Source organism: Methylobacterium sp. WL119 (assembly GCF_008039875.1).
Taxonomy (GTDB): domain Bacteria; phylum Pseudomonadota; class Alphaproteobacteria; order Rhizobiales; family Beijerinckiaceae; genus Methylobacterium.
This window is the reverse complement of the sequence record NZ_VRUU01000175.1, coordinates 1-5,000: the sequence shown is the minus strand read 5'-3', so window position 1 is coordinate 5,000 and position 5,000 is coordinate 1. Positions and strand designations below refer to the sequence as shown.

Annotated in this window: 5 protein-coding genes; all 5 read right to left on the bottom strand. The window is 74.9% G+C overall.

The window, feature by feature from the left end:
• Positions 1-934, bottom strand: a 934-nt coding sequence (locus FV227_RS27710; protein ID WP_147860391.1) for a BatD family protein, incomplete at its 3' end; no start/stop codon positions are given.
• Positions 935-1,224: 290 nt separating this feature from the next.
• Positions 1,225-2,145 carry a tetratricopeptide repeat protein gene (locus FV227_RS27705; RefSeq protein ID WP_147860390.1) on the bottom strand — a complete coding sequence of 307 codons (921 nt, stop codon included), beginning with the start codon at positions 2,143-2,145 and terminating at the stop codon, positions 1,225-1,227.
• A complete protein-coding gene (locus FV227_RS27700; RefSeq protein WP_147860389.1) occupies positions 2,145-3,074 on the bottom strand; it encodes a vWA domain-containing protein in 930 nt (309 codons plus the stop codon). The genes FV227_RS27705 and FV227_RS27700 overlap by 1 nt, the downstream gene beginning before the upstream one ends.
• 274 nt (positions 3,075-3,348) lie before the next feature.
• On the bottom strand, positions 3,349-4,368 hold the full coding sequence (locus FV227_RS27695) for a VWA domain-containing protein (protein WP_147860388.1): 1,020 nt from the start codon (positions 4,366-4,368) through the stop codon (positions 3,349-3,351).
• Complete coding sequence (locus FV227_RS27690) at positions 4,365-4,832, bottom strand: DUF4381 family protein (protein WP_147860387.1); 468 nt, start codon at positions 4,830-4,832, stop codon at positions 4,365-4,367. The genes FV227_RS27695 and FV227_RS27690 overlap by 4 nt, the downstream gene beginning before the upstream one ends.
• Positions 4,833-5,000: the final 168 nt, after the last annotated feature.

Genomic DNA, 5,000 nt, shown 5'->3' with positions numbered 1-5,000 from the left:
TCCCGAACCCGATCAGCGCCAGCCCGAGGCCGAAGGCGGCGAGCCCGGCGGCGGCCGCGACCCACGGCGCGGTGGCGAGCGGGGGGGCGAGGTCGCCTTCCCGGTCGGGCAGGCCGCCGCCGATCTGGCGGGCGGGGATCTCGGCCTCGCGCATCGTGCGCGACACCGTGTCGAACCACGGGATGACGATCGCGTCGAGGGGGATGATCTCGGGCACGCCGGCCTTCACGTCCCACTGGTAGGTGGCGCGCGCCACCGGGCCGGCGGGGGTGATCAGGGTCTCGCGGGTGACCGGACCGGCGAAGGTGAGGATGCCGCGGGTGCGCATCACCGGGCGCGGCGGCAGCCCCTCGGCGACCATGCCCTGCGCCTCCACCGTCACGATGCGCCGGGTGGTGTCGCCGAGCTTCACCGTCTCCGGGTCGGGCGACCAGGAATCGGTGATCGTCACGTCCTTGGCCGGCAGCCACCACGGCTCCTTGGCGTCCGGGCCGCCGCCCTCCTTGGTCCAGGTCGCGACCGGCAGCGCGACCGGGCCGGAGCGCACGTCGATCACCCGGCGCTGGCCGTCGTCGTTGATCGTCAGGCGGTGGTCGAACGGCTCGATCGTGAAGTCGCCGGCATGGTGCGGGAACACCGCGATCACCCGGTCGAAGGCGATGGCGCTCTGGCCGTCCTTCAGCTTGGTCCTGCTCCAGCGGTCGCGGCCGAGCTGGCTCCAGCTGAAGTTAGCCAGCGTCGGCTGGATCACCTCCTCGAGCAGGATCTGCTGCTTGTAGACCCCGTGGATGCGCAGCAGCACCATCTCGCGCACGAACGGCGCGGCGTTGCCGTTCAATTCGGGCGTGACCGTGAGGGTGAGGTCGCCCGGCTCGACCTCGGCGCGGGCGGGCTGGGCCAGGAGGAGGGCGGCGAACAGGACGGTCCATCGCATGCGACCCGCCCTTTCCTCCCCCCTTTGCGGGCCACGGTGTTCATGCCTCGCATCGGAGCCGTATCGATCGCGCTTGGATCCGCGCCACCCCGTCATCCCGGGGCTGCGCAGCAGAGCCCGGGATCCAGAGCCGCCGACGGCGCATGACGACCAACGCCCTGCGGTTCTGGATCCCGGGCTCGCCTCCGGCGCCCCGGGATGACGGGGAGGGCCTGAGAACCGCGTTTGCGAAGGCCATGAACCCGAAAGTGTCTGCTCGTGAGGGACGCGGCGCGGCGCATTCCAAAACCTCACCATGGGTTGCTCCCGGCGGGCATGCTGGTGCCGGCTTCGATGCGGCGGCCCTGCTCGGCCTTGAGGCGGAGCTTGAGGTAGCGGCCGGGGTCGTCCGGCAGGGTCTGGAGCCAGAGGCGGTCGGGGCGGATCTCGTGCGCCTCGAAGCTCTTGGTGACGCGGCGCACCTCCTTCTCGGGGGCCTCGGCCACCATCGCCGACCCGCCGCCGGTGCGGCCGCGCCCGGCGGCGTCGCCGGCCGAGCCCCGGGCCTCGCCGCGGCCCGATTCCACGGTCTGCTGCTCGGCCTGGCCGCGGCGCGCGACCTTGCTGTTGCCGGGGATCGAGGCCGAGGAGCTCGCCTCCTTGTTGCCCGCCAAGCCCTCGCCGCTGGAATTGGCCTGGAGGGTGTTGTCCTTCTCCTGGTTGGCGGTGTTGTTGTAGCGGGCGCCGTACTGCGCCGAGCCGTTGGCGGTGCCGCCGCCCTTGCGGTCGATCGCCTCGGCGACGAGCTGGGCGATCAGCGAGCGGTTGGCCTGCGCGTCGGCGTCGCGCGGGTTGAACTGCAGCGCCGCGTCGTAGGCCTCGATCGCGCCGGCATAGTCGCCCGTCCGGGCGAGCGCGTTGCCGAGGTTGTAGGCGTTGCGCCGGCCGCCGTTGCGGAACACGGCCGCCGCCTCGTCGTAGCGGCCGGCCTCGTACAGGGCCGGCCCGCGCCAGGCCGGATCGTCGAGCACCGCGAGCGCCGCCGAGGGCAGTCCGACCCCGATCAGCAGGCGGCCGAGGCCGGTGCGCGGCTGCGAGACCAGCATCAGCGCGAGGATGCCGGCCCCGGCCGCGGCGAGCCCGAAGGTCCGGGCCCAGCGCCGCCAGCCGCGGGAGAGCGCGGCCGAGACGGCGGGGGAGAGCGGCCGGCGGCCGAGCGCGAAGGCGGCCATCACGCGCTCCTCCGGAACAGGATCAGCGCCGGCCCCAGCGCGAGCAGCAGCAGCCAGCGCCCGAGATCGGCGAAGGCGAGCACGGCGTAGCCGCCCGCCGCCAGGTGCTGCGCGGTGCCGGCGCCGACCGCGTCGAGCACCGGGGCGGGTGCCGACAGGTCGGCCGCGACCCCGCCGCCGGCGGCGGCGAGCCGGTCGAGGGCGGCCCGGTCGGTCTTCGGCGCGCCGGGCGGCAGGGTCTTCTGCGCCGGCACGAACACCCCCTGGAGCCGCCAGCCCTTGGCCCGCATCGCCTCGGCCTCGCGCAGGGCCGCGTCGCCGATGCCGTCGCCGTCGGTGATCAGCACCACGTCGGCGGCGAGCGCGCCGGCCTCCTCCAGGGTGCGGCGGGCCAGCGCCAGCCCGCGCTCGGGGTGGCTGCCGCGGTCGGGCACCGTGTCGGCATCGAGCGCGAACAGGGTGGTGCCGAAGCTGTCGCGGTCGGTGGTCGGCCCGGTCGCGACGTAGGCGTCGCCGGCATAGACCACCAGCGCCACCGCGCGGGTGCCGGCGGCCTCCGCCACGCCCTGCGCGATCTGGCGCAGGTCCTTCAGCCCGCCGCCCTCGGCGACCGAGCGCGACAGGTCGGCAACGATCACCGTCGCGTCGAGGTTGCGGAAGGTCGTCGCGTCCTTGCGCTCGACCGCGGGCCCGGTGAGCGCCAGCGCCACGAAGCCGGCGGCGAGCGCGGCCGCGAGGTTCGCCTGCCGCCGCCCGCCGAGCACCGCCCCGCGCCGGACCATCAGCGCCATCAGCGCCGGATCGACCGCCCGCGCCCAGTCGCCGAGGGGCGCGGCGCGGGCGGCGGCGCGGAAGGCCAGCACGGCGACCAGGGGAATCGCGAGCAGCCACCACGGCCGCAGCAGCGCGTAGGCGTCGAGGACGGTCATCGCGGGATGCCCCGGCAGTGGGGAGGGCCCCCCTCTCCCCGCGTGCGGGGAGAGGCCCGGCCGCACCTCGTCGTGCGGCCGGGAAGCGGAGGCGAAGCCGAGGCGGCGGTGAGGGGACGGTGCCCTGGGAGGCTCGCCGGTCGAAGCCCCCTCACCGTCGGCTGCCGCCTCGCCGCGACGACGACGGGGTCGTCGCGGCCCTCTCCCCGCGTGCGGGGAGAGGGGATGCGCGAAACGGTCGGCGGCAAGGCGGGCACGAGCCCGCGCGCTGGCATCATCCCCGCCTCCGGGAAGCCAGGAGCAGCCCGGCGCAGGCGAAGGCGAGCGCCGCCGGCCAGGGCCAGAGGTCGCGGCGCAGGGGCACCGGGGGGGCCTTGGCGCGGCCGCCCTCCAGGGTGTCGATGGCGTCGGCCACCGCGACGAGGTCGTCGGTGGTCCGCACCCGGAACGCCTTGCCGCCGGTGATCTCGGCCATCTCGCGCAGCGTCTCGGTGTCGACCACGTCCTGCTCGCCGTCGGCGTCGGCCATGTCGCGGGGGCCGAGGGCGATGGTGTAGACCTTGATGCCGAGGTCCCTGGCCAATGCCGCCACGTCCCGCGGCGTGGTCTGGCCGGCGTTGTTGGCGCCGTCGGAGAGCAGGATCACCGCCTTCGAGGACGCGACCGGCTGGCCGTCGATGCCGGAATCCTTCGGATCGAGCCGGCGCAGCGCCAGCCCGAGGCCGTCGCCGATGCCGGTGGAGCGGCCGACGAGGCCGATCGTCGCCTCCTCCAGGGCCCGCGCCACGCTCGCCGTGTCGAAGGTGAGCCCGGCCGCGACGAAGGCCTGGTCGGCGAAGATCACCAGGCCGATGCGGTCGCCGGCGCGGCGGCGGATGAAGTCGGCGCCCACGCGCTTGACCGCGACGAGGCGGTTCACGGTCTCGCCGTCGAGCGAGAAGTCGCGCCGCTCCATCGAGCCGGACAGGTCCATCGCCAGCATGATCTCGCGGCCCGAGGCCGGCAGGGCGGTGGCCGGCAGGACGAGGCGGGGCCCGGCGAGCGCGACGACGAGGGCCGCCCACAAGGTCCAGATCAGCCAGGTCCGGCGCCGGCCGCGGGCGGCGACGTCGGCGCCAGCCTCGGCGCGCGCCACCAGCGAGGCCGGCACGCGGAGCGCGCCGCTGCCGCCCGCGGCCTCGGCCGGGACGAAGCGCTGGACCAGCAGCGGCAGCGGCAGCAGCAGCAGCGCCAGCGGTGCCGCCCAATCGAACGCGGAACCGAGCGCCGTGACCCAGGCCGGGAGCAGGCTCATCCGCGCATCCGCCCGATCAGGCGCCCGAGCTCGGCATCGAGGACGGCCGGGTCCGGCCGGTCGCTGCGGCGATAGAGCTCCTCGGCGAGGACGCGCCCGGCGCCGGCGGTGAAGAAGGTGGTGGCGAACAGCCCGTCGAGCCTGTGCGCCCAGGCCGTCCCTTGCGCGCTCGCCGCATCCTCGCCCTGCACGGTGCGGGCGACGCGGCGCAGCAGCCGGGCCTGCGCCACGAGCCGGGCCTCCGGGTCGAGATTTCGCGCGGCGGCGAGATCGCGCAACGCCGCGCGGCGGACCGTGGCGCGGGCGCGGACCCGGAGATAGCGCACGAGCCCGACGAGCAGCGCGGCGGCGAAGCCCGCCAGGATCGCGACCACGACCTCGCCGGAGATCGCCCCTGCCGCCTGGTTCGGCAGGTGCAGCCCGCGCAGGGCCTCGAGGGTGGGAGGAGCGTCGGCGGGGGTCATCGTTTTCCGCCTGCGGGCATACGCACCCCCTCCCCCCGACGGATCTCGGGCAAGCCCGAGATCCGCGCCTCGTGTGCCCAAGTCGGGCGGCGGTGTCGTATAAACAAATGACGCAGAACAAGATACACCATGAGAAAATATAGGTGGTGGCCGGGTAAATTAAAAAAA